The 24,045-nt window shown below is 70.9% G+C and carries 23 protein-coding genes; 20 read left to right on the forward strand and 3 right to left on the reverse strand.

Going from position 1 to position 24,045, the window contains the following annotated elements; translation table 11 throughout:
• Positions 1-23: 23 nt before the first annotated feature.
• Both fae and V5F75_RS04615 read right to left on the reverse strand, forming a co-directional pair.
• On the reverse strand, positions 24-530 hold the full coding sequence (gene fae, locus V5F75_RS04610) for a formaldehyde-activating enzyme (protein WP_393987544.1): 507 nt from the start codon (positions 528-530) through the stop codon (positions 24-26).
• Between the two features lie 236 nt (positions 531-766).
• Complete coding sequence (locus V5F75_RS04615) at positions 767-988, reverse strand: DUF1674 domain-containing protein (protein ID WP_394033310.1); 222 nt, start codon at positions 986-988, stop codon at positions 767-769.
• A gap of 126 nt (positions 989-1,114) precedes the next feature.
• On the opposite strand from V5F75_RS04615, the gene secB reads away from it, so the two are divergent.
• The 15 genes from secB (at position 1,115) to V5F75_RS04690 (ending at position 14,408) form a co-directional block, all read left to right on the forward strand.
• Positions 1,115-1,597 (forward strand): protein-export chaperone SecB, encoded by a 483-nt coding sequence (gene secB / locus V5F75_RS04620; protein WP_393987542.1) that lies wholly within the window; start codon positions 1,115-1,117, stop codon positions 1,595-1,597.
• A gap of 144 nt (positions 1,598-1,741) precedes the next feature.
• A complete protein-coding gene (locus tag V5F75_RS04625; RefSeq protein ID WP_394033311.1) occupies positions 1,742-3,343 on the forward strand; it encodes a sensor histidine kinase in 1,602 nt (533 codons plus the stop codon).
• 26 nt (positions 3,344-3,369) lie between these two features.
• Positions 3,370-4,071: a response regulator transcription factor gene (locus V5F75_RS04630; RefSeq protein ID WP_394033312.1), complete on the forward strand. Its 702-nt coding sequence runs from the start codon at positions 3,370-3,372 to the stop codon at positions 4,069-4,071.
• Between the two features lie 249 nt (positions 4,072-4,320).
• Complete coding sequence (gene pqqA, locus V5F75_RS04635; RefSeq protein ID WP_370640776.1) at positions 4,321-4,398, forward strand: pyrroloquinoline quinone precursor peptide PqqA; 78 nt, start codon at positions 4,321-4,323, stop codon at positions 4,396-4,398.
• Positions 4,399-4,562: 164 nt separating this feature from the next.
• Positions 4,563-5,462 (forward strand): pyrroloquinoline quinone biosynthesis protein PqqB, encoded by a 900-nt coding sequence (pqqB, locus tag V5F75_RS04640; protein WP_394033313.1) that lies wholly within the window; start codon positions 4,563-4,565, stop codon positions 5,460-5,462.
• Complete coding sequence (gene pqqC, locus V5F75_RS04645) at positions 5,459-6,250, forward strand: pyrroloquinoline-quinone synthase PqqC (RefSeq protein WP_394033314.1); 792 nt, start codon at positions 5,459-5,461, stop codon at positions 6,248-6,250. Before pqqB ends, pqqC begins: the two co-directional genes overlap by 4 nt.
• The gene (gene pqqD / locus V5F75_RS04650; protein ID WP_394033315.1) at positions 6,247-6,522 is read left to right on the forward strand and encodes a pyrroloquinoline quinone biosynthesis peptide chaperone PqqD; all 276 of its coding nucleotides are present in this window, start codon (positions 6,247-6,249) and stop codon (positions 6,520-6,522) included. The genes pqqC and pqqD overlap by 4 nt, the downstream gene beginning before the upstream one ends.
• A gap of 23 nt (positions 6,523-6,545) precedes the next feature.
• Complete coding sequence (pqqE, locus tag V5F75_RS04655; RefSeq protein WP_394033643.1) at positions 6,546-7,697, forward strand: pyrroloquinoline quinone biosynthesis protein PqqE; 1,152 nt, start codon at positions 6,546-6,548, stop codon at positions 7,695-7,697.
• On the forward strand, positions 7,694-8,398 hold the full coding sequence (locus tag V5F75_RS04660; RefSeq protein ID WP_394033316.1) for a hypothetical protein: 705 nt from the start codon (positions 7,694-7,696) through the stop codon (positions 8,396-8,398). Before pqqE ends, V5F75_RS04660 begins: the two co-directional genes overlap by 4 nt.
• Positions 8,379-8,726 carry a hypothetical protein gene (locus tag V5F75_RS04665; protein ID WP_393987535.1) on the forward strand — a complete coding sequence of 116 codons (348 nt, stop codon included), beginning with the start codon at positions 8,379-8,381 and terminating at the stop codon, positions 8,724-8,726. Before V5F75_RS04660 ends, V5F75_RS04665 begins: the two co-directional genes overlap by 20 nt.
• 353 nt (positions 8,727-9,079) lie before the next feature.
• Complete coding sequence (locus V5F75_RS04670) at positions 9,080-10,390, forward strand: formylmethanofuran dehydrogenase (RefSeq protein ID WP_394033317.1); 1,311 nt, start codon at positions 9,080-9,082, stop codon at positions 10,388-10,390.
• The gene (locus V5F75_RS04675; protein ID WP_394033318.1) at positions 10,387-12,054 is read left to right on the forward strand and encodes a formylmethanofuran dehydrogenase subunit A; all 1,668 of its coding nucleotides are present in this window, start codon (positions 10,387-10,389) and stop codon (positions 12,052-12,054) included. The genes V5F75_RS04670 and V5F75_RS04675 overlap by 4 nt, the downstream gene beginning before the upstream one ends.
• Positions 12,051-12,983: a formylmethanofuran--tetrahydromethanopterin N-formyltransferase gene (fhcD, locus tag V5F75_RS04680; RefSeq protein ID WP_394033319.1), complete on the forward strand. Its 933-nt coding sequence runs from the start codon at positions 12,051-12,053 to the stop codon at positions 12,981-12,983. Before V5F75_RS04675 ends, fhcD begins: the two co-directional genes overlap by 4 nt.
• The gene (locus tag V5F75_RS04685) at positions 12,980-13,786 is read left to right on the forward strand and encodes a formylmethanofuran dehydrogenase subunit C (protein WP_394033320.1); all 807 of its coding nucleotides are present in this window, start codon (positions 12,980-12,982) and stop codon (positions 13,784-13,786) included. The genes fhcD and V5F75_RS04685 overlap by 4 nt, the downstream gene beginning before the upstream one ends.
• Positions 13,787-13,997: 211 nt before the next feature.
• Positions 13,998-14,408: a c-type cytochrome gene (locus tag V5F75_RS04690; RefSeq protein WP_394033321.1), complete on the forward strand. Its 411-nt coding sequence runs from the start codon at positions 13,998-14,000 to the stop codon at positions 14,406-14,408.
• A 413-nt stretch (positions 14,409-14,821) separates the two neighbouring features.
• Here the strand turns inward: V5F75_RS04690 and argH are convergent, their stop codons facing one another.
• On the reverse strand, positions 14,822-16,207 hold the full coding sequence (gene argH / locus V5F75_RS04695) for an argininosuccinate lyase (RefSeq protein WP_394033322.1): 1,386 nt from the start codon (positions 16,205-16,207) through the stop codon (positions 14,822-14,824).
• Positions 16,208-16,222: 15 nt separating this feature from the next.
• Here argH and tlpA point away from each other — a divergent pair, with 15 nt between their 5' ends.
• From tlpA to V5F75_RS04720, 5 genes are all read left to right on the forward strand, one after another.
• The gene (gene tlpA / locus V5F75_RS04700; protein WP_394033323.1) at positions 16,223-17,032 is read left to right on the forward strand and encodes a thiol:disulfide interchange protein TlpA; all 810 of its coding nucleotides are present in this window, start codon (positions 16,223-16,225) and stop codon (positions 17,030-17,032) included.
• Between the two features lie 406 nt (positions 17,033-17,438).
• A complete protein-coding gene (gene wecB / locus V5F75_RS04705; protein ID WP_394033324.1) occupies positions 17,439-18,596 on the forward strand; it encodes a non-hydrolyzing UDP-N-acetylglucosamine 2-epimerase in 1,158 nt (385 codons plus the stop codon).
• Between the two features lie 58 nt (positions 18,597-18,654).
• Positions 18,655-20,814, forward strand: coding sequence for a uroporphyrinogen decarboxylase/cobalamine-independent methonine synthase family protein (locus V5F75_RS04710; RefSeq protein ID WP_394033325.1), 2,160 nt, complete (start codon positions 18,655-18,657; stop codon positions 20,812-20,814).
• Between the two features lie 20 nt (positions 20,815-20,834).
• Positions 20,835-22,949: a glycosyl transferase family protein gene (locus V5F75_RS04715; RefSeq protein ID WP_394033326.1), complete on the forward strand. Its 2,115-nt coding sequence runs from the start codon at positions 20,835-20,837 to the stop codon at positions 22,947-22,949.
• A 213-nt stretch (positions 22,950-23,162) separates the two neighbouring features.
• Positions 23,163-24,020: an alpha-amylase family protein gene (locus V5F75_RS04720; RefSeq protein WP_394033327.1), complete on the forward strand. Its 858-nt coding sequence runs from the start codon at positions 23,163-23,165 to the stop codon at positions 24,018-24,020.
• Positions 24,021-24,045 lie beyond the last annotated feature (25 nt).

Consider the following 24,045-nt stretch of genomic DNA (forward strand, 5'->3'; position numbering starts at 1 on the left):
TCGGTTTTGCGCGTGCTTCCGGCTCAGGCCTGGAAGGGGTGCTTCACCGCGTCGCGCTTCTCGGTCGCTTCCTTGGCGGTCGGCTCGCCCTTCACCGCCCGCGCCAGCGCAAGCTTGGTCGCCTCGTAGTTGTACGACTGGATCTTGGCGTCGTCCGCCGCCTCCCAGTGGATGAACACGCCAACGCAGATGTAGAGGTCGTCCGCCTCTTCCAGCGGGATGATCCCTTCCGCGACCGCGTCCTGCACGGCCTTCGCAACGCCGTGCTGCGCCGGCCCGAACATCTGAACCGCCTGGCGCGCGTCCTTGATGGTCACCTTGTTGAACATCACCGTGTTCGGCTTGCACTGAAGGTTCGGCGCGATCACCGCCAGCAGCGAGGTGAACCCGTCCTTGTTGTTGGTCAGGCTGGTGCAGAAGGCGGTCTCCGCCGCGCTGCCGCGCGGCCCGATCAGAAGGTCGATGTGCGCAACCTCGTTGCCATCGCCCACCAGTGCCTCGCCAACCAGAACCTTGTCGATCTTGGCCATTGGTCTCGTCCTCCCAGATATTCGCCGGGTGATGACCGCATGCCGCGCCACGCGGCACCTGAAACACCCGGCAGGGGACGACCGCCTCCGGTTTCTCGCGGATAGCGGTCGGCTGCCGCATACCCTTGTTTCAGCGCCCGCTCAAATCAGGCCGGTTCACCGGATAGCGCCGCGAAAGTACTCGACCCGCATGAAGCCAGCAAGACGCTCCGAAGGGGGAACGCACGGCGCGGGCGTCAGAAGTCGGAGGCGATGCCGCCCACTTCCCAGTCGCCGTAGCGCACCGGCTCGGGGCCGCCGCGCCCGTTGATCTCCCTGGGCCGCTCCTGGCGCGTGGCATCGGCGGCGGCGCGGCGGGCCTCGGCCTCCGCGAGGGCGCGCCTCGCGGCCTCGCTCAGGGGCTTCCTCTGGGCGGCTTCGGGCGCGCCGGCGGCGGCGTCCTGGATCTCTTCGGCCATCTCTTCGTCTCCGAACACGGCGCCGGCTGCGGCGCGCTCAATCTTGCGCGGCGGCGCCAAAGCATGGTAGCGCACCGCGCGCCTTCGAGCGCACTCTATCAAAGCCCTCAACATATGGAGATGCGCATGGCGACGCAGAATGGCGGCCCCACCCAGAATCCGGCGCCGTCGCTGAACGTGCTCGCGCAGTACACCAAGGACTTCTCGTTCGAGAATCCCAACGCGCCGCGCTCGCTTGCCGCGCCTCCGAGCCAGCCCGACGTCAACATCCAGATCCAGGTCAACGCGAAGCCCGGCGGCGCCGGCGACTTCGAGGTGGAGCTGAAGATCGAGGGTGGCGCCAAGATCGGCGCCGACACGCTGTTCGCGTTCGAGCTCACCTATGCCGGCGTGTTCCGCGTGCAGGGCGTGCCCGAGCAGAGCCTGCAGCCGGTGGTGCTCATCGAGTGCCCGCGCATCCTGTTCCCGTTCGCCCGCCAGATCATCGCCGACGCGGTGCGCAACGGCGGCTTCCCGCCCCTGATGATCGACCCGGTGGATTTCGCCGCGCTCTATCAGCAGCGGATGCAGGCGGAGGCCGCCAAGCTCTCCACCTCCGGCCAGGCCTGAGCCTTTCCGGCGCCCGCCGCTTGACGCGGGCGGGCGCCGCTTCCACCGTGCGGCCCAGGGGCGCCGCCGGGGATGTCGCATGACGCCGTTGCCGTGCGCGGGGCCCGCCTTCGAGCCGCGCCAGAGCCGCAACGCAGCAACCCGATGCAACGCCCCCGAAGCCCCATCCGCTCCATCCGCTTCAAGCTCGGCGCCCTCATCGCCGCCGTCGCCGCCTTCGCCGTGCTGGCCGCCGCCGGGGTCGTGCTCGCCGTGGGCGTCACCGACAGCGCGCTCGAGGCCGCCATCGCCGCCCAGCGGCGGCTCGACCTGCTCACCGAGGCCTCCGCCCGCCTCTCCGCCTACGGCATCACGGCCGTGGCGGACGCGGACCACCCCACCACCGACCGCGACCGCGTCTCCGCGGCGCGGGACCGCGTCTCCGCCGTGCTGGACACCGTGGCCGCCGAGAGCCCGGAGGGCCTCACCGCGGCCGAGGCGGCGAGCCAGGGCCGCGCCCGGCTCCTGGCCCACCTGAAGGCGGACTTCACTTTGCTCGATCGCCAGATCGGCCTCGCCCTGGCCGATGGCGACACCGCCCGCCGGGGCGATGCCGTGCGCGGCGCGCTCAATGCCTTCGCCGCCGCCGCCGGTCCCATCCTCTCCATGCTGGTGGAGAACGAGCGCCGCGCGGTGGTCGAGGCGCGGGGGGAGGCGCGCGCGCTTTCCATGCGGCTGCGCGCCGGGGCGGTGCTGGTGGCCGCGCTGGTGCTGGCGGCGGCGCTGGTGCTGCACCGCACCCTGGCGCGGCCGCTGCTGGAGCGGCTGCGGCGGATCGACGAGGCGGCCGGGGCCATCGGCTCCGGCGTGCTGGATACCCGCCTCGCCATCGGCTCACGCGACGAGCTGGGGCTGTTGATGGCCAAGTTCAACCGCATGGCCGAGCGCCTCGCCCGCCGCGCCCGCAAGGTGGCCGCCGACCGGGCGGTGCTGGAGCGCACCGTGGCCGAGCGCACCCAGGACCTGACCGCCGCCAACACGCGCCTCGCCGCCATCGACGCCTCGCGCCGGCGCTTCTTCACCGACGTGAGCCACGAGCTGCGCACGCCGCTCACCGTCATCATCGGCGAATGCGACGTGACCCAGCGCGCCAGCGCCATTCCCGAGGAGCTGACCCGCGGCGTGCTCGCCACCATCCGCAAGCGGGCGGCGCGGCTGCACCGGCGGGTGGAGGACCTGCTGCGCATCGCGCGCTCGGAAAGCGGCGAGATCGAGCTCGTGTTCCAGGACGTGCCGCTGCGCCCGCTGCTGGAGGAGGCGGTGGCGAGCTTCGATGCCCCGGCCCGGCGCCAGCGGGTGCGCCTCGCCCTGGAGGCGGAGGCGCCCGGCCCCCTGGTGCATGCCGATCGCGAGTGGCTGCGGCAGGTGGTGGAGGGGCTCATCGACAACGCGCTGCGCCACGGCGCGCCGCTCTCGCGCATCACCGTTCGGCAGGGCGCGAGCCGCGACGGGGTGCGGATCGCGGTGGAGGACGACGGGCGCGGCATTCCCCCCGCCCAGCGCGCCGGCCTGTTCGAGCGCTTCGCGCGCGGCGCGAGCGAGCACTCCGGATTCGGGCTCGGCCTCGCCCTTGCGGAATGGGTGGTGACGCAGCACGGTGGACGTATCACACTGGAGGACGCCGCCGGCGGCGCGGGCACGGGACTGACCGTCGCCATCGCCCTGCCGGCACCCCAAGAGATAGAGGACGCCCCTACGGACGCCTGAAGGCGCGCGGGCAAAGAGGAGACGCCATGAACATCCTGGTGGTGGAGGACGACGGCGACATCGGCGCCATGCTGAGCCGGGGGCTCAGCGCCGAGGGCTTCGACGTGGAGGTGGCGACCAGCGCCGAGGCCGCGCTCGACGCCGCCCGCGCCTACAACCCGTGCGCGGTCGTGCTCGACATCATGCTGCCGGACGGCTCGGGCATCGACGTGTGCCGGTCCCTGCGGGGGGCGGGCCACGCGGGGCCCATCCTCTTCCTCAGCGCCAAGGACGAGGTGGCGGACCGGGCCGAGGGCCTCGGCGCCGGGGCCGACGACTATATCGTGAAGCCGTTCGAGTTCGCCGAGCTGGTGGCGCGGCTGCGCGCCCACCTCATGCACCGGCTCGGCGGCGCCACCGACAAGCGCCTGAACGCCGGGCGGCTGGTGCTGGACCTCGCCACCCGGCAGGTGCTGTTCGGCGAGATCCACGTGCGCCTCACGGAGCGGGAGGCGGACCTGCTCGCCCTGCTCATGGCCACTCCCAACCGGCCGGTGCCGCGCGGCGACATCTTCGACCGCCTGTGGGCGAGCCAGGGCGGCGCCTCGCTCAATGTGGTGGACGTCTATGTGGGCTACCTGCGCAACAAGCTCTCGCCGGTGAGCCGCGCCGGCGGGCCGCAGGTGGCCACCGTGCGCGGGCGCGGCTTCATGCTGGATCTCGCGGGCTCCGGCGCCGGGCCCCACTGAGCCGCACAGCGCATGGTATGCAGGGCGGCGACATGATTTGTGCGCTGCCGCAAAAGGTGTTCCGTGGCGTCGGAAACATCCGCTCTCCGGGGGTAGGCAAAAATTCCCCTTGCGCGATTTCACCTGCGCGCCAATATTTGTCGTGACTGTAGTGAGACCTCATTACAGCTTGGTTCTTATGATTTTCTTATGAAAATCTGGAACTCAATACGACCAAGGCCGACATCGGCCGAACCAGGAGGAAAGACGATGCGTTGGCAGAAGCCCCAGGTTTGCGAAGTCTGCGTCGGCATGGAAGTCACCGCCTACCTGCCGGCCGATTTCTGAAGGCCGAGGGCCGGCGCGCCGCAGCCGCCGGCTTTCGCCGAAGCCCACGCGGCGCCGGGGCGAATGCCTTCCGGCGCCGGTCGAGGACCGCAGGCGCGGTCCGGTTCGAGCGGGCCCGCTTCCGGAACCGGGGCGGGCTGCGCAGCAGGGGCGCCAGCCTTCACATGCAAGCCATCGTTCTCGGCTCCGCGGCCGGAGGCGGCGTTCCGCAATGGAACTGCCGCTGCCCCGTGTGCAGCCTCGCCTGGACGGGCGACCCGAGGGTCGCGCCGCGCACACAATCCTCGCTCGCGGTTTCCGGAGACGGCGTGGACTGGCTGCTGCTCAATGCCTCGCCGGACCTCAGGGCGCAGATCGCCGCCACGCGGGCGCTGCATCCGCGCCATGGCGAGCGCGATTCACCGGTTTCCGCCGTGGTGGTCACCAATGGCGATGTGGACCATATCGCCGGCCTGCTGACGCTGCGCGAATCCCAGCCCTTCACCCTGTTCGGCACCGCCGAGACCCTGGCCATGGTGAACGCCAACCCGGTGTTCGGCGTGGTGAACGCGGCTTTCGTGCCGCGCCGGACGGTGGAGCTGGGCGTGCCGTTCGAGCCGTTGCCGGGCGTGACGCTGGAGATGTTCGCCGTGCCCGGCAAGGTGCCCCTGTGGCAGGAGGACGAAGGGCTCGTCATCGGCGCCGAGACCGGCGGCACGGTGGGCGTCAGCGTCACCTGCGGCGGGCGGCGCCTCGTCTACATCCCCGGCTGCGCGGCGATTTCCGCGGCCGTGCGCGCGCGCATCACCGGGGCGGACCTCCTCTTCTTCGACGGCACGCTCTACCGTGACGACGAGATGATCGCCGCCGGCACCGGCGTGAAGACCGGCGCGCGCATGGGCCATCTCTCCATGTCCGGACCCGAGGGCACCATCGCGAAGCTGGCGGACGTGCCGGCGGCGCGGCGGGTGTTCATCCACATCAACAACACCAACCCGGCCCTGGTCTCCGGCTCGCCCGAGCGGCAGGCGGTGGAGGCGGCGGGCTGGGTCGTCGCCGGCGACGGCATGGAGTTCGCGCTATGACCGTGCATCTCGACATCAACCGCGAGCCGCTGCCGGCGCCGACCGACGTGCCCTTCACCCCGGAAGGGTTGGAAGAAGCCCTGCGCGCCGTGGGCGCGCGGCGCTATCACAACCTGCACCCCTTCCATAAGCTCCTGCATTCGGGCCGGCTCGATCAGGACCAGGTGCGGGCCTGGGCGCTCAACCGCTATTGCTACCAGTCCGCCATTCCCCGCAAGGATGCGGCGCTGATGAGCCGTTGCGACGACCGCGCGCTGCGCCGCGAATGGCTGCACCGCATCACCGACCATGACGGCCATGGCGCGGATTCCGGCGGCATCGAGCGCTGGCTGGTGCTCACCGACGGGCTCGGCCTCGACCGCGCCTACGTGATCTCGAAGCAGGGCGCGCTGCCGGCCACGAAGTTCGCGGTGGAGGCCTACGTGCGCTTCGTGGCGGACCACTCCCTGCTGGAGGCGGTGGCCTCCTCCCTCACCGAGCTGTTCGCGCCCGGCATCCACGCCGAGCGAATCTCGGGGATGCTGGAGCATTACGACTTCATCAACGAGAAAGTGGTCGCCTATTTCCGCCGCCGGCTGGACCAGGCGCCGAAGGATGCGGACTTCGCCCTCGAATACGTGAAGGCGAATGCCCGCACGGTGGAGCAGCAGCGCGCCGTCATCCGCGCCCTCACCTTCAAGACCGAGGTTCTTTGGGCCCAGCTCGACGCGCTCTACTTCGCCTATGTGGAGCCCGGCTGGCCGGCTCCCGGCGCGTGGGTTCCCGGCGTGGGCATGGCGGCGGCATGATCGCCGCCGAGACCGACGTGCCCCGCCTGCCGCGCGGGGTGAAGCTGAAGTACGACACGGTGCGCGAGCGCCACGTGCTGCTCGCCCCCGAGCGGGCCTTCGACATCGACGCCATCGCCGCCTCTGTGCTGGCGCTGGTGGACGGGCAGCGCACCTGCGGCGAGATCGTGGATGCGCTCGCCGCCCAGTATGACGAGAAGCGGGAGGTGATCGCCGGCGATGTGCTCGCCATGATCGGCGATCTCGTCGCCCGCCGGGTGATCGAGAGATGACCGACATCAGCCAGAGCGCGTCCCTGGACGTGATCGAGCCAAAGCCCCGCGGGATGCCGGCCGTGGGCCACCCCATCGGCCTGCTCGCGGAGCTGACCCACCGCTGCCCGCTGCGCTGCCCCTATTGCTCCAACCCGCTGGAGCTGGAGCGCCGCGACGCCGAGCTGGACACCGCCACCTGGAAGCGGGTGCTGAGCGAGGCGGCGGCCCTCGGCGTGCTGCACATCCACCTCTCCGGCGGGGAGCCCACGGCCCGCCCCGATCTCGTGGAACTGAGCCGCCATTGCGCGCAGGAGGGGCTCTACACCAATCTCATCACCTCCGGCATCGGCCGCGCGCCCGGCATGATCGATGCCCTCTATGATGCCGGGCTCGACCATGTGCAGCTCTCGGTGCAGGGCGCCACCGCCGAGACCGGTGATCGCATCGGCGGCTACAAGGGCGGGCACGTGGCCAAGCTCGCCTTCGCCCGTCGGGTGGTGGAGCTGGGTCTGCCGCTGACCCTCAACGCGGTGATTCATCGCGGCAACATCCATGAGGTGGAAGCCATCATCGCGCTGGCGGTGGAGCTGAAGGCCAAGCGGCTGGAGGTGGCGCACACCCAGTATTACGGCTGGGCCTATGCCAACCGCGCGGCGCTGATGCCGGCCCGGCCCGACGTGGACCGCTCCATCGCCTTGGTGGAGGCGGCGCGCCGGAGGCTCGAGGGCGTGCTCGTCATCGACATGGTGATCCCCGATTACTACGCGCGCTATCCCAAGCCCTGCACCGGCGGCTGGGGCCGTAAGACCCTGAACGTGACGCCTACCGGCCGGGTGCTGCCCTGCCACGCGGCGGAGAGCATTCCGGGCCTCGAATTCTGGAGCGTGCGCGACCATGCGCTCGGCGACATCTGGCGGCTGAACCCGGCCTTCAACGCCTATCGCGGGACCGACTGGATGCCCGAGCCGTGCCGCAGCTGCGAGCGGCGGGAGATGGATTTCGGCGGCTGCCGCTGCCAGGCCATGGCGCTGCTGGGCGATGCCTCGGCCACAGATCCCGCCTGCTCGAAGTCGCCCTTCCACGCCCGCATGGAGGCGCTGGCCACCGCCGAGGCGACGGGGGCGGCGCCCGACTACATCTATCGCACCATCGGCGGCGCACCGGCGCCGCAGGCAGGGGAGGGGCATCTGTGAGCGGTCCGTCTTTCAGGGGGCTCGCGGGGGTGCTCCTTCTCGGCGCGGCGCTCGCCGCTCCGGCGCGTGCCCAGGAGCCGGCGCCGCCCGTCGCCACGCCGCCTTCCGCCGCCGCGCTGCTGTTCGAGACGCCGCAGCTGGAGGCCGCCCAGCCGGGCCGCACGCTTACCTACCGCTACAGCCGCAAGGTCTCCGACCCGGAGCTGGGGCCCTCCTTCGAGGACACCATCAAACTGGAGGTGGAGCCGGCGGGCGCGGCGGCGCCGGCCGGCGCGCGCTCGCTGAAGGCGAACTTCTTCAGCGCCGAGCGCCACCGCGCGGCCGGCCCGTTCGAGGATGTCACGGGCAATCCGGTGACGGTGCTGTTCCTGGAGAATCACCTCGCGGACCTCTCCGGCAAGCTCCTCGGCAACCCCCGCTACTTCAAGACCGCCATCCGCGCCGCCCTGCGCGACAAGGCCGAGGTGACGCGGCAGGCCTTTACCATCGGCGGGCGCGCTTATGCGGGCTGGCGGGTGAAGGTCTCGCCCTTCGCCGGCGATCCCAACGTGAAGCGGATGCGCGGCCTCGACACGCTCACCTACGCGTTCGATGTCGCGCCGGACCTGCCCGGCGAGATCGCGCGCATCACGATCACGGCCGACACCAAGGACGGCCGCCTGTGGGAGGAGGTCCTGACCTATGATCCGCAAGGCTCTTGAGGGCGCGGCCCTCGCCCTCGCGCTCACCACCCCGGCCCTTGCCCTCGACGCCAACGACTATCCCACCGCGGCGCGGGTGGATTATGTCATCGGATGCATGGGCGCCAATGGCGAGACGCGCGAGGCGATGACCCGTTGCTCCTGCTCGGTGGACACGCTCGCCTCCATCCTGCCCTACGACCGCTACGTCCAGGCGGAGACCATCCTCTCCATGCGCCAGGGGGTGGGGCAGGCGGCCGGCGTGTTCCGGAGCGTGAAGATGTATGACGACATCATCGCCGACCTGCGCCGCGCGCAGGCGGAGGCGGAGGTGCGCTGCTTCAGGTGAGGCGGCGCGCCGGCCTCGTCTTCCGCGCCGCACAACACTTCTGCGCGGTGCGGCATATGAGACGGGTTTTCAAGGCGCGATCGCCTGTGTTAGCTTGCCGCTCCAAGAACAGACGCATGGCGCACGGGGCAGTTCCCAAAGTGGAATCGGACCCCGAAGCGCACTGCAACGACAAGCGGGCAACCGCCGCGGCGTCTTGATCGGGTCCTTTTCTCCCATCCAAGGCAGTGCCATGGCCGCTGATCGCCCCTTTGCCCTCATAGCACCCTCTCGTCCGCAGCCCTCGCGGGGGACCGGCGCCGCCGTCGCGGCGCGCTGCCCGGCATTCCCTGCGCTGTTCGCACGGTGACATCATGACAGGTGACGACGTGTCCCGCGACGATGCGGAACGCATCGTGACGGACGTGGTCTGCGCATTCTGCGGCCTCGGCTGTGACGATCTGGAAGTGGCCGTGCGCGGGCGCAGCGTGCGCCCCGTGAAGGCCTGCGCCGAAGCCGGCCGGCTCCTGGCGCGCAAGGACGCGCCCGCTCCCGCCCCCCGCATCGCCGGGCGGGCGGCGAGCCTCGCCGAAGCGGCCGAGGCGGCTGCCGGCCACCTGAAGGCGGCCCGCGCGGCGGCCATCACCGGCCTCGGCGCCGACCTCGACGGCCTGCGCGGCCTGTTCGACATCGCCATGGCGGCCGGCGCGAGCTTCGACCATGCCGCCTCCGACGGCCTGTTCGCGAACCTGGAGCGCCTGTCGCGCCGGGGCTGGATCGCCTCCACCCTCGCGGAGGTGCGCAACCATTGCGACCTTCTGGTGGTGTTCGGCGCCGACCCGGAGATCGCCTTCCACCGCTTCTTCGAGCGCGTGGTGCCGGCGGGCGGGGAGGGGAGCGACGCCGCGCCCCGCTTCGTGGCGGGCCGCCGCCGCGTGGTGGTGGTGGGCGACATTCTCTCCGAGGGCGCGCGCCGCGCGCTCGCCGGACACGACGTCACGGAGATCGTGGTGTCGCCGGCGGAGGTGGCGCTCGCCGCACGCGGGCTCGCCGCCCTTGTCGCCGGGCGCCGGCCGGCGGGCGCGCCCACCCTCGAAGGGGTGGTGGGCGAGGCCCTCGCGGCCCTCGCCGAGGCGCTGAAGGCGGCGCGCTATTCCATCTTCACCTGGAATGCCGCCACCCTCGGCCCGCGCGACGCGGCGAGCGTGGCGGAATCCGCCGCCACCGCGGTGGACCTGCTGAGCCCCGCCACCCGCTCCGCGGTGTTCCCCCTCGGCGGGCGCGACAACATCACCGGCGCGCACCAGATGGCGCTGTGGCGCTTCGGCTATCCGCTGCGCACGGCGGTGGGCGGCGGCGTCGCCCGCCACGTGCCCGAGCTCTACGCCACCGCCGCCGCCCTGAAGGACGCGGACCTGGTGCTCCATGCGTCGAGCTTCCGGCCCGACGCCCCGCCGGAGTTCGAGCGGGGGCCGGTGATCGCGCTTGCCCATCCCGACACGGTGTTCGCCCGCGAGCCGGACGTGTTCATCCCCGTCGGCACGCCGGGCGTGGACCACGACGGCCACGCCTTCCGCATGGACGCGGTGGTGTGCCTGCCGCTGGCCGCCCTGCGCCCGGCCGAGCTGCCGAGCGTGGCGCAGGCGGCCCGCGCGATTCTCGAAAGCCTCAGGAGGGCGGCATGACCACGCGCATCACCGGCGGGCGCCTGTTCGACCCCGCCAACGGCGTCGTGGACGTCGTCCGCGACCTCGTCATCGAGGACGGGCGCATCGTCGCGGCGGAAGGCCCCGCCAAGGCGAGCGACGAGATCATCGACGCCGCCGGCTGTATCGTGCTGGCGGGCGGCATCGACCTTCACTCCCACATCGCCGGCGGCAAGGTGAACCTCGGCCGGCTGCTGATGAACGACGACCGCGCGCGCTTCCCCGAGCCGTTCGGCGGCGTCATGTGCGGCTGCGGCGGCGGGCGGGCGGCGCCCACCACCCACGCCACCGGCTGCCGCTATTCGGAGATGGGCTACACCGCCGTGTTCGAGCCGGCCGTTGTGGGCGCCAATGCCCGCCACGCCCACCTGGAGATGGCGGACATCCCCAACCTGGACACCGGCGGCTTCCTGGTGCTGGGCAATGACGACTTCCTGCTGCGCATGATCGCCGAGGGCGAGGGCCAGCAGGCGGTGAACGACTATGTGGCCTGGATGCTCAAGGCCACCCAGTGCTGCGCCATCAAGATCGTGAACCCCGGCGGCATCAACGCCTTCAAGTTCAACGGCCGCACGCTCGATTTCGACGAGCCGGGCCCGCACTACGGCCTCACCCCGCGCCGCATCCTCACCACCCTGCAGCGGGCGGTGACGGCGCTCGGCGTGCCGCACCCCATCCACCTGCACGGCTGCAATCTCGGCGTGCCGGGCAACGTGAAGACCACGCTCGCCACCATTGGGGCGACGGAAGGCTTCCCGCTGCACCTCACCCACATCCAGTTCCATTCCTACGGCACCGAGGGCGACCGCAAGTTCTCCTCCGGCGCGGTGGAGATCGCGGAGGCGGTGAACGCCAATCCCCACATCTCCATCGACGTGGGGCAGGTGATGTTCGGTCAGACGGTGACCGTCTCCGGCGACCTCATGTCCCAGTACCGCAACCACGGCATCGCCGATCCCAAGAAGTGGATCGGCATGGACATCGAGCTGGACGCGGGCTGCGGCGTGGTGCCCTTCAACTATCGCGACACCTCGTTCGTGAACGCCCTGCAATGGGCCATCGGGCTGGAGCTGTTCCTGCTGGTGGAAGACCCCTGGCGGGTCTACCTCACCACCGACCACCCCAACGGCGGGCCGTTCACCTCCTATCCGCACCTCATCCGCCTGCTGATGGACAAGCCCTTCCGCGACGCCCAGCTGGAGCGGCTCCACAAGGCGGCCCGCGCCCATACGCGCCTCGCCGAGATCTCCCGCGAGTACACGCTGGAGGAGATCGCCATCATGACCCGCGCCGCCCCCGCCCGCACCCTGGGCCTGAAGGATCGCGGCCATCTCGGCCCCGGCGCGCGGGCCGACGTGGTGCTCTACCGCGAGGAGGCCGACCGCGAGGCCATGTTCTCCGCGCCGCGCCTGGTGCTGAAGGACGGCGAGATCGTGGTGCGCGACGGCGCGGTGGTGGCCCTGAAGCAGGGCCGCACCTTCGCGGTGCATCCCCCTTCCGACCCGCTCATGGACAAGCGCCTGGACCGCTGGTTCGACGAGGCGGTGGGCCTGAAATCCAAGCACTACCAGATCGCCGACCACGAGATCCGCGGCGGCGAGGGACCCGAGCTGGTGGCGACCGCGCCGGAGAGCGCCCGATGATCATCAACGGCGTCGAGATCCGCGAGAGCTTCGCGGAAGCCTTCCCCATGGCGGGCACCCGCCTCCTCATCACCGCCGACACGCCCCGCTGGGCGCGCACGGCCGCGGCGAGCATGACCGGCTTCGCCACCTCCGTCATCGGCTGCGGCTGCGAGGCCGCCATCGAGCGCGAGCTGCCGGCCAGCGAGACCCCGGACGGGCGGCCGGGGGTGAGCGTGCTCATCTTCGCCATGTCGCTCAAGGACCTGAAGAAAGTGGTGCCGCTCCGGGTCGGCCAGTGCGTCCTCACCTCGCCCACCTCGGCCTGCTACGCGGGGCTGAAGGGCGGGCCGGCCATCCCCCTCGGCCGGGCCCTGCGCTATTTCGCGGACGGCCACCAGATCGCGAAGAAGATCGGCGAGGATCGCATCTGGCGCATTCCGGTGATGGAGGGTGAGTTCGTCTGCGACGAGATCACCGGCTCCGTCACATCGGCGGTGGGCGGCGGCAACTTCCTCATCCTCGCCCGCAGCCGCGCCGCGGCGCTGGCGGCGGCCGAGGCGGCGGTGGACGCCATGGGCAAGGTGGAGGGCGCGGTGCTGCCCTTCCCTGGCGGGGTGGTGCGCTCGGGCTCCAAGGTGGGCTCGAAATACGCCGGCCTCATCGCCTCCACCAACGATGCCTACTGCCCCACCCTGCGCGGGGTGGTGCCCTCCGCTCTGCCGGCGGAGGCGGGCAGCGTGATGGAGATCGTCATCGACGGCCTGAGCGAGGCGGACGTGGCGCGCAGCACGCGGGCGGGCATCGCCGCGGTGTGCGAACTGGGCGCGGAGGCGGGCATCATCGCCATCGACGCCGGCAATTACGGCGGCAACCTCGGCCCCTTCCACTTCAAGCTCCGCGAGCTGATGGCCGACGCGGGAGAATTCGCGGCGGGAGGCAAGGCATGACCGGCTATCGTCTCAAGCTCTCGGCCCCGCTCGAGGCGCGGCTCGATTTCACCGGCGTCACCCCCGCCGCCCTCGCGGGGCTGGGCGCCGCCGGCGTGGCGCGCCGGGAGGTGCTGCTCGGCAACCGGCGCGTGGCGCTCGGCGCGCTGTTCGCGGTGAGCGAGGTGGCCTCGGAGGCGCTGGTGGTGAGCGGCGATCCGCGCCTCGACTTCGTGGGCGCCGACCTCACCGAGGGCGAGATCCTGGTGGAGGGGCCCGTGGGCGCCCTGGCCGGCGCGCGCATGGCCGGCGGCAGGCTGGTGGTGCGCGGGGACGCGGGCGAAAGCCTCGCGGCCGGGCTGGTGGCCGGGCGGATCGAGGTCTCCGGTGCCGCCGGGCCGCGCCTCGGCTGCGCGCTGCCGGGCGAGCGCCTCGGCATGCGCGGCGGGCTGGTGCATGTGGCGGGCAACGTTGGGCCGGGCCTCGGCGAGCGGCTGCGCGGCGGGCTGGTGCTGGTGGGCGGCGATGCCGGCGCCGGCGCCGCGCTGGACCTCGTGGCCGGCACCATCGCGGTGGCCGGGCGCGCGGGGCCGGATGCCGGGCGCGGCATGCGGCGCGGCACCCTGCTGCTGGGTTCCGCGCCCGAGGAGCTGGCGCCCGGCTTCGTGGACACCGGCAGTCACGATTTCGTGGCGCTGCTGCTGCTGGCGCGGCGGGTGCCGGAGCTGGCGCGCCTGTTCGGCGGCGGCCTTTCGGGCCGCGCGCGGCGCCTCGCCGGCAACCGCCTGGCGGGCGGGGAGGGAGAGATTCTGCTGCTGCAGTGAGGCCTCGGCCGGCAATGCCGAAGGCCGGTGAGCCTGGATTGCGTCGCCGTCGCCCGCTGCGTTTTCATGCGAAGCGGTTGACGCCTCGTGCGTCCGGGGCGTTCCGGGCTCGCGGCGCTTGAGTGATGCCCGCTCGGAACCTGTGGAAGGTCGGAGGGCGATGGTGTGAAATGCGAGCCGGCAGGGAAGCCGGCCCAATGGAGGATGCCCAATGAAAGTTCTGCTTGCCACGACCCTTGCGCTTGCCCTGTCGGCCGGCGCCGCCTTCGCCGAGGGCGATGCGGTCACCGGTGATCCGGCCAAGGGCGAGATCGTCTTCAAGAAGTGCATGGCGTGCCACGCCATCGGCCCGGGCGCGAAGACCAAGGTCGGTCCGCCGCTGAACGGCATCGTGGGCGCCAAGTGGGCTCATTTCGAGGGCTATCCCTATTCCGACGACATCAAGAACGGTGCCGCCGCCGGGAAGGTGTGGGACCTCGCCACCCTCGACAATTACATCACCAACCCGAAGGTGCTGGCCCCCAAGGGCAAGATGGCCTTCGCCGGGGTGAAGAACGACGAGGAGCGCGCGAACCTGATCGCGTTCCTCTCCCAGTTCGATGCCGAGGGCAACAAGAAGTAGGCGCGCGACGCCCGAGGCACGGCCGTGGGCCGTGCCTCGGCTATGCCGCAGAGCCAGGGACCATGAGTTTGCCTCACGGGTTTCTCGACAGGCGCGCGGCATTCGGGTGAGGCGCCGGCCAAGGGCCGGGCCGGTGGCATGGATGAGCCTGCCGGCGCCAAGTGATGCCAAGGGGCGATGAGCGAGACTCAGCCGGCGAACGTGACACTTGGGCCTTCGATAACGCTCGCGTGGTACTTGAGCGGCGCCCGATCGGCTCCGGTACTGGACCGGGGCCGACGGCATGAGGAGCCGCCGCCGCGCGATATGGCCGGGACCGGGGTCGGCGTGGCCCGCGTGGAGGGCCCCTATGGGTGCCGGCGCGCCGGCACGGCATGCCAAGGCATTGTTTCACATGAAACAATGCCGGCCGTTTACTCTCCGTTCAGCAGCTTCAGCCAGCGCTCCGCCTGGGCGCGCACGCGCTCGGGGGCGGTGCCGCCGTAGCTGGTGCGGCTGTTCACCGAGCGCTCCACCGACAGCACGGAATAGACGTCGTCGGTGATGCGGGCATCCACCGCCTTCATCTCCGCGAACGGAACCTCCTCCAGGGCGATGCCCTTGTCGGCGGCGAGGCCGACGATGCGCCCGGTGATGTGGTGCGCCTCGCGGAAGGGGATGTTGAGCGCGCGCACCAGCCAGTCGGCGAGGTCGGTGGCGGTGGAATAGCCCTGGCCGGCGGCGGCCTTCATGCGCTCCGCATCGGGGGTGAGGTCGCGCACCATGCCGGCGGTGGCGGCGATCACCAGGGAGAGGGCGGAAAGGGCGTCGAAGGCGCCTTCCTTGTCCTCCTGCATGTCCTTGGCATAGGCGAGCGGCAGGCCCTTCATCACCACCAGGATGCCGGTGAGCGCCCCGATGATGCGCCCGGCCTTGGCGCGCACCAGCTCGGCGGCGTCGGGGTTGCGCTTCTGAGGCATGATGGAGGAGCCGGTGGTGAAGGCGTCGGAGAGCTTCACCAAGGCGAAGGACGGCGAGGTCCAGATCACCACCTCTTCCGCGAAGCGCGAGAGGTGCACCGCGCAGATGGAGGCGGCCGAGAGGGTCTCCATCACGAAGTCCCGGTCGGAGACCGCGTCGAGCGAATTGGCGGTGGGCCGCGCGAAGCCGAGGGCGGAGGCGGTGGCCTCCCGGTCGATGGGGAAGGAGGTGCCGGCCAGCGCCGCCGAGCCCAGCGGGCATTCGTTCAGCCGCGCGCGGGCATCCTTCAGGCGCGAGCGGTCGCGGGCCGTCATCTCCACATAGGCCATCAGGTGGTGGCCGAACGTGACGGGCTGGGCTGTCTGCAGGTGGGTGAAGCCGGGCATCACGGTCGCGGCATGGGCGAGGGCCTTTTCGGCCAGCGCCTTCTGCAGGTCCGCGAGCTGGGCGTCCAGGGCGTCGATGGTGTCGCGCATGTAGAGGCGGAAGTCGGTCGCCACCTGGTCGTTGCGCGAGCGGGCGGTGTGGAGCCGCCCGGCGGAGGCGCCGATGAGCTCGGCGAGGCGCGATTCCACGTTCATGTGGATGTCCTCAAGCTCGCGGCGGAAGGTGAAATCGCCCGCCTCGATCTCTGACAGGATCGTGTCTAGACCGTCCCGGATCTTCTGCGCATCCTCGCCCGCGACGATCCCCTGGGCGGCGAGCATGGCCGCATGGGCCTTGGAGCCGGCGATGTCCTGCGCGTAAAGACGCTGATCGAAGCCGATGGAGGCATTGATCTCCTCCATGATGGCGTCGGGGGCGGAGGTGAACCGCCCGCCCCACATCTTGTTGCTCATGACGGACCTCCGGTGATGACCAATTCCGAACAGGCGCGCCCGAAGACCGATCCCGAACGCCGCGGGGCGGGGGAGGGCCGGGAGGACGGCGAGAGCCGCGCGACCATGAACCCCCTCATCGCCCAGATCGCGCTGGGCATCGTGATCGGGGCCACGGTCGGCGCGCTCGCCCTATACGGGATGAACCACCTTTCCGGCAATGTTTCGCCGCGCGAAACCGCTCCGGTCCACCAGCTCGCCGCCGCGCCTTCCGACCCCGCGCCCGCCGCGGCGCCGGCCGAAGGCGCCTGCGCGGCCTCCGCCGACCGGGCCCGCGCGCTGGAGCCCTTCGCCAAGGGGGAGCTTGCGGCGCTGAAGCTCACCGTTCCGCCGCGACCCCTGCCGGACCTCTCCTTCCTCGACGCGGCCGGCAGGCCCGTCACCCTGGCGGATCTCAAGGGACGGGTGCTGCTGGTGAACCTGTGGGCCACCTGGTGCGTGCCCTGCCGTAAGGAAATGCCCGAGCTCGACCATCTGGAGGCCGAGCTCGGCGGGCCGGACTTCCAGGTGGTGGCCATCAATCTCGACACCCGCGATCCGGAGAAGCCGCGCGCCTTCCTGCGCGATACCGGCGTGACGCACCTTGCCGCCTTCACCGATCCGAAGGGGCAGAGCTTCCAGGCGCTCAGGTCGGTGGGGCGCGGCTTCGGCCTGCCCACCACCCTGCTGGTGGACCGGGACGGCTGCGAGCTCGGCTTCCTGGCCGGGCCGGCGGCCTGGGGCGGGGCCGATGCCCAGGCCCTGGTGAAGGCCGCCCTCGGCGCCGATCGCGCCGGCCGCGATTGACAGGGCAGCCCTGCGCGGGACGCGGAACTTCCATGCCGGCTTTTTGAAGATCAGCGCCGGCCGTGCGGGCGCCCAAGGCGCGCCTCCGCGCGTATCGCGGAGCCCCTGCGTAAACCATTGGTCAGGCTTAATATTACCTTAGGGAATTTGCCGCCTTCCGCTTAAGCCTTCGACAGCCCTGCCCGTGCCACCCTGGGTCATCGCTCCCTTCAGCGGTATTATGGTGTAGGGCAAAATTAGGCATAGATTCAGGCTTGGCTTGCGTCGCACGTCTTTTGGCGACACACACAAAGGTGGGTAGCTGGGCTCTTGACACTCTCCCGTCATGTCCGCCTGCCTCGAATCAGCGGTGGCGGGTCCCTTGAGAATTCTGTCCATATTCGGCACGCGTCCGGAAGCGATCAAAATGGCCCCGCTGGTGCAGGCCCTGGCGGAGGAGCGCGGGCTGACGTCGCTCGTCTGCGTCACCGGCCAGCATCGGGAGATGCTGGACCAGGTGCTGCGCCTGTTCGAGATCCGCCCCGACTTCGATCTCAAGCTGATGGCGCAGAACCAGGGGCTGAACGCCCTGGCGGCCGCCGCGCTGGCCGCGCTCGACCCGGTGCTCGCCGAGGTGAAGCCCGACCGGGTGCTGGTGCACGGCGACACCACCACCGCCATGGCCGCCGCGCTCGCCGCCTTCCACCGCCGCATTCCGGTGGGCCATGTGGAGGCGGGGCTGCGCACCTATCACCTCGACCAGCCCTTCCCCGAGGAGATGAACCGCCGGGTGGTGGACGTGGCGAGCGACCTGCTGTTCGCCCCCACCGCCCGCTCCCGCGCGAACCTGGAGAACGAGCGGCTCGAAGGCGAGGTCATCGTCACCGGCAACACGGTGATCGACGCCCTCCAGGCCACCCAGGCGCGCATCGCCGCCGATCCCGCCCTCGCCGCCGAGCTCGACCGGCCGTTCGCTGGGCTCGACCCGGCCAAGCCCATCGTCCTCGTCACCGGCCACCGCCGGGAGAATTTCGGCGAGGGCTTCCTGAACATCTGCCGGGCGCTCGCGGACCTTTCCGCGCGCGGCGACGTGGAGATCGTCTACCCGGTCCATCTCAATCCCAATGTGCGCGGCCCGGTGCACGAGGCCCTCGACGGGCGCCCCAACGTGCACCTGGTGGCGCCGCTCGACTATCTGCCCTTCCAGCGGCTGATGCAGCGCGCCCACCTGGTGCTGACCGATTCCGGCGGCGTGCAGGAGGAGGCGCCCGCGCTGGGCAAGCCGGTGCTGGTGATGCGCGACGTCACCGAGCGGCCCGAGGCGGTGGATGCCGGCACGGTGCAGCTGGTCGGCACCCGCCGCGAGACTATCGTCTCGGCGGTGAGCGCCCTGCTCGACGACGCCGGCGCCTACGCGCGCTTCGCCAACCGCGTCAACCCCTACGGCGACGGCAGGGCCTGCCGCCGCATCGTGGATCGCATCTGCGGACGCTCCGTCTCGGAGTTCGACCCGCAGGTCGCCTCATCGCCGCAACGCGCACCTTCGGGCGTCGCGCTCGCATCACCCGCCATCGTGAGAGATTGACATGACACCTCATCCCGCACGTCGCGCGGCTTGCGCAATCCCGGCCGGACTGGTCGCCTTGACCTTGTTCGCAGCGTCGGCCCTTGCTCAATCCGCAGATCCCATCGCCTCCGCGCTCCAGGAGCGCATCCAGGACCGCCTCATCACCCGCGAGGTGACGCTGACGGAGCTCGGCGTCGACGCGCCGGTGGTGTTCCAAGGCATGGACGCGCGGCGCGATCTCTACATTCCGGTGCCGGCGGGCGTGCCGCTCTCCAATCCGCGCTTCATGGTGAATGCGGACTACCTGCGTGGCGACGGGGGTCGTACCACCATGGTGGTCGCTGTGGACGGCAACCCGCTGTTCTCCCGTCAGCTCGAAGGCGACAAGGGCACGGTGAACACCACCATCGACGTGCCCGGCACGCCGCGGCCCACCGGCTTCATGCGGTTCGGCGTCGCCTGGTCGTCGGTCATCAGCTCGGACCTGTGCGCGGACGAGCGGGCCATCGGCAACGTGCTGAAGCTGATGCCCACCAGCCGCTTCATCTATTCCTACGACGCGAGCCACGTGCGCGACCTCTCCACCGCCTGGAGCGCCATGCCCGGCACCGGCTCGGTGCTGGTGGCGGGCGGCACCCTCGCCAAGGAGAGCTTCGACACCGCCTGGCGCCTCGGCCTGGCGGTGGAGACCGCGGGCAAGCGCATCGCGGTGAAGACCCTGCCCAACGTGGGCGACGAGGTGGACGTGTCCGGCCTCGACGTGCCGGACGCGCTGCGCGTGGTCGCGCCCTTCTCCAACTTCGTGGGCGCCAACACCTACCGCATCCGCGACCTCGCGGAAGTGGGCGCGCTGCTGCTGCTGCCGTCCTCGCCCATCGGCGCGGACATCGTGGTGGCGGACCCGACCCTGCTCAGCCAGGTGCGCGGCGCCCTCGAGGCGCTCTCGGCCCGGCTCGGCGGGCCCAACATGGCGCTCTTCAACGACTGGCGCAGCAAGGCCGCGAGCCTCGGCGGCGCGGTGGTGGCCACTGACGAGCTGAGCCTGCAGACCCTCGCCGGGCGTCCGGTGATCGCGGTCGGGCCCGGTGCCGGCTCCAAGGCGGCCCAGCTGTTCGACAGCTTCTGGCGCGGCTCCATCTCGGCCGGCAACGTGACCGTGCGCGCGGTGGACACCCAGCCGGCGGTGCGCAACACCATCCCGCTCTCCACCTTCGGCAACGCGGCCGGCAACCTCGACGTGCTCGCCCGCGGCGACTGGACGGTGAATTTCGACCTCGCCTCCGCCACCGCCGGCTCGTCCCTGCCGAGCCGCCTGAACCTCGACGTGTCGGCCGCCCCCGGCGCCTCCTCCACCGAGCCGGTGGTCGCGGTGTTCCTCAACGACGTGCTGCTCGCCGCCAAGCGCCTCGACGCCGACGGCCGGCCGGAGCACCTCTCCACCGCCATTCCGGTGTATGCGCTCGGCGCCCGCAACCAGCTGCGCGTGACCTTCCAGCGCCAGCCGGTTTCCAACCGCTGCCTCGAGACGCCCCAGGCGTTTCCGGTCCAGGTGCTGCCCTCTTCCAACATCGAGCTCGGCGGCTCGGTCTCCGGCGCGGACTTCCTGGGCGTGATCTCGTCCATGTCCGGCGGCGGCCGCGTGGTGGTGCCCGACACCTACCTCTCCTCCGCCCGCTCCAGCGTGGTGCGCGTGGTGCGCGCGGCGGCGGCGGCCGGCGTCCCGGCCGGCACCAGCTCCACCTTCGAGGTGAACCCCACCGGCGTGCCGTTCCATGTCAACGGCTCCTTCCTCGCCCTCGACGTGCCCGCCCAGGGCGCGGACCTGAAGGCGAAGGTGGAGGGTGACCGCGTCATCGTCGGCGGCAACGAGAGCGCCCGCATCCTCGACATCACCGGCCTCAAGAACGTGGCGCTGGTGCAGGCGGTGCGCGCCGACGGCAGCCGCGGCATCCTGTGGCAGTCCATCGGCCCGGCGCCCATGACGCCCCAGAAGCCGGTGCGCCTCTCCCGCGGCGACGTGGCCATCGTCGGCGTGGACGGCACCCTCATCGAGCTGTCCGCCTCCGGCGCCGAGCCCGGCACCGTGCGCGTGACGGAGACCGAGGGCCCGGTGGCGACCCTGCAGCGCCTGTGGCAGAACTCGGCCGAGTGGGGCCTGCCGCTGGGTGTCGGCGCCGCCGCCCTGTTCTTCCTGCTGCTGATGCGCGCGTCCTACGTGCGTCGCCGGGGCAACTGAGGCATCGGGGGATCGCCACCATGTCTCTCTATTGGCCCTACCTGCTCGCCGACTTCATCGTCGTTGTCGAATATGCGTCGGCGGTGGTGGCGGTCCTGATCCTCCTGTCCTCCGTCGATGACCTGTTCATCGACGCGTGGTACTGGACGCGGCGGGTGTACCGGCGGTTCGCCATCGAGCCGTTCATCCGTCCGCTGTCCGCGCAGGCCCTGTATCAGAAGGACGAGCAGCCGCTCGCCATCATGATCCCGGCCTGGCAGGAATCGGACGTGATCGCCGCCATGATCGAGAACATGGTGAGCACTCTCGATTACCGCCGCTACATGGTGTTCGTCGGAACGTATCCCAACGATCCGGCGACCATTTCCGAGGTGGAGCGCATGCGCCGGCGCTACAAGCAGCTGGTGCGCGTGGAACTGCGCCATCCCGGCCCCACCAACAAGGCGGACTGCCTCAACGCGGTGGTCCGCGCCATCTTCCAGCAGGAACAGATGAGCGGCACCGAGTTCGCCGGCCTCATCCTGCACGACAGCGAGGACGTGCTGCATCCCCTGGAGCTGCGCTTCTTCAACTATCTCCTGCCGCGCAAGGACATGATCCAGGTGCCGGTGGTGTCGCTCGAGCGCCACTGGTCGGAGCTGGTGGCCGGCATCTACATGGACGAGTTCGCCGAATGGCACGCCAAGGACCTCGTGGTCCGCGAGAGCGTGGCGGGCGAGGTGCCGTCCGCGGGCGTGGGCACCTGCTTCTCCCGGCGGGCGATCATGCATCTGCGGACCCACGACCAGGGCGAGGTGTTCAACACCGCGAGCCTCACCGAGGACTACGACATCAGCGCGCGCCTGAAGGACGCGCACATGCAGGCCATCATCGCCCGCTTCCCGGTGGAGTTCCGCGTGAAGCGCGAGACCTTCTTCGGCTTCGGCCCGGACAAGGAGATCCAGCTCTCCATGCCGTTGTGCGTGCGAGAGTTCTTCCCCGACACCTTCCGCACCTCCTACCGACAGAAAGCGCGCTGGGCGCTGGGCATCGCCTTCCAGGGCTGGCAGCACATGGGCTGGCAGGGGAGCCTCGCTTCCAAATACTTCCTGATGCGCGACCGCAAGGGCGTGTTCACGTCCATCGTGACCGTCCTCGCCTATGTGCTGGCGGTGATGTTCCTGCTCATCTACTTCGGCAGTGAGATCGGCTTCATCCCGGAGCGCTATCCCTCCATCTTCGCGACGGACGGCTGGCTGCTCATGGTGCTGGCGGCCAACGCGACGGCGTTCGCATTGCGCCTTGTCCAGCGTTTCTACTTCGTCTCGGCCATCTACGGCTGGGAGCAGGGGCTGATGTCCGTGCCCCGCGTGGTGATGGGCAACTTCGTGAACTTCGCGGCCACCCTTCGGGCCTGGAAACTGTTCCTCGGGCACATCTTCCTCGGTCGGCGCATCGTCTGGGACAAGACCATGCACGACTTCCCGGAGAACGACCCCTTCGCCCACCGGCGCCAGCGGCTCGGCGAGCTGCTGGTGACGTGGCAGGCGGTGCTGCCCGAGCACCTGGAGGAGGCCCTGGCGATCCAGCGCGGGCAGCAGCAGCCGCTCGGCCGCATCCTCATCTCCAAGGGCTGGCTCGACGACGAGACCCTGGCCGAGGCCATCGCCTACCAGGGCAACCTGCCGCGCACCCATGTCACCGCCGAGATGGTCAAGGAGTTCCACGACCTTCTGCCGGTGGACCTCATGGTGCGCCACCGGGTGATCCCCGTCGGGCGCGACGAGACCGGCACCCTGGTGGTGGCGGTGTCCTCGCCGCTGGGCGAGAGGGCCCTCGAGGAGCTGCGCGTCGCGGTCGGTAACCTGCCGGAGCAGCGCATCGCCCGCGAGAGCGAGATCAACGACGGCCTGCGCCTCGTGCGCGGCACCGGCCGCGCCTTCGAGGGCGCGCAGTCCCCGCCGCTGCTGGGCGACCTGCTGCTGGAGAAGGGCTCCATGCAGCGCGAGGCGTTCGAGGCCGCCATGGAGCACTACCGCCCCGATGTGGACGGGCGCATCGGCGAGTATCTCGTGCGCTGCGGGGTGGTGACGCCGGAGGCGCTCGCCGAGGCCATGAAGGAGCAGCAGAACCGCCTGATGCTCATGCCGGCCTGAGGCGGGACGCGTGAGGGATCCGGCCGGCGGCTGCGGCCGCCGGCTTCCCCCGCGAGGCGCGGGTCCTGTGCCCGCCAGGGTGCGGGGCCGAATGCCTGGACCTTCGCCCATGTCCGCGCGGCATGCGGGCGAAGCCCGCTCAGGCCGGGCAGGAACCGGGCGCAGGGCACGGATGCCGACGGCCGGATGCGATCGAGGGGATAAGCCAGGGCGATGATGGATCGACGTAGGGCGCTGCTCGTCGGCGCGGGGGCTGCCGGCGTGCTCGGCCTCGTGGGCCTCGACCAGCTCATCAACCGCCGCGCCCGCGCCCCCGAGGGCCTCGTGGACGGCATCGTCTGGCAGCTCCACGCCGGCTCGCTCGATCCCTATGGGGAGTGGGAGCGGCTCGGGGCCCGCGCGCTGCTGCTGCAGTGGATCGTGCTGAACGGGGTCGCCTTCGTGCCCGGCCTCGGCGTCGAGACCATCGCCGATCCGCCCAACTGGGCCCGCATCTCCCGCGAGCCCTGGGCGCGCTCCATCATCGTCGGTCTCGCCAGCCTCTCCAGCGAGCCGGACGCGCGGCGCAACGTGGCGGCGCTGGTGGATTTCTCGGCCCGCATCGCGGAGAAGCCGCTGCCGTTCCGCGCCTCGGGCTACTATTTCCCGGTGGAGGCCGATCCCACCTGGGCCGATGCGCCCAAGATGGGGGCGCTGCTCTCCGCCCTGCCGCGGCCCCTGTGGGTGAGCGCCTACGACAATTCCAACATCGGCGCCGGGCCCTTCGCCGACTGGGTGAACAGCTGGCTGCCGAAGGACGTGGGCCTGTTCTTCCAGGACGGGGTGGGGCTCTACATGCGCACGCCGCAATCGGCCCGCCAATATGGCGAGGCGCTCATCGCCAAGCTCGGCCGCGAGCGGTTCCGCATGATCCTGGAGGCGTTCCGCCCCGCCGGCGGCGACAAGCTGCGCGCCGCCACCGCCGCCGAGATCCGCCCGCAGATCGAGGCCTACCGCGGCCTCGACACCTTCGTGTTCGAGGCGCCGACCTATCTCGGCCGCTCCCTCATCAACGAGCTGGCGCGCGGGTAGCCGGGCTTCCCTATGCTCTGGGGCG

The organism is Xanthobacter albus (assembly GCF_043194895.2).
In the GTDB taxonomy this organism is placed as follows: Bacteria; Pseudomonadota; Alphaproteobacteria; order Rhizobiales; family Xanthobacteraceae; genus Xanthobacter.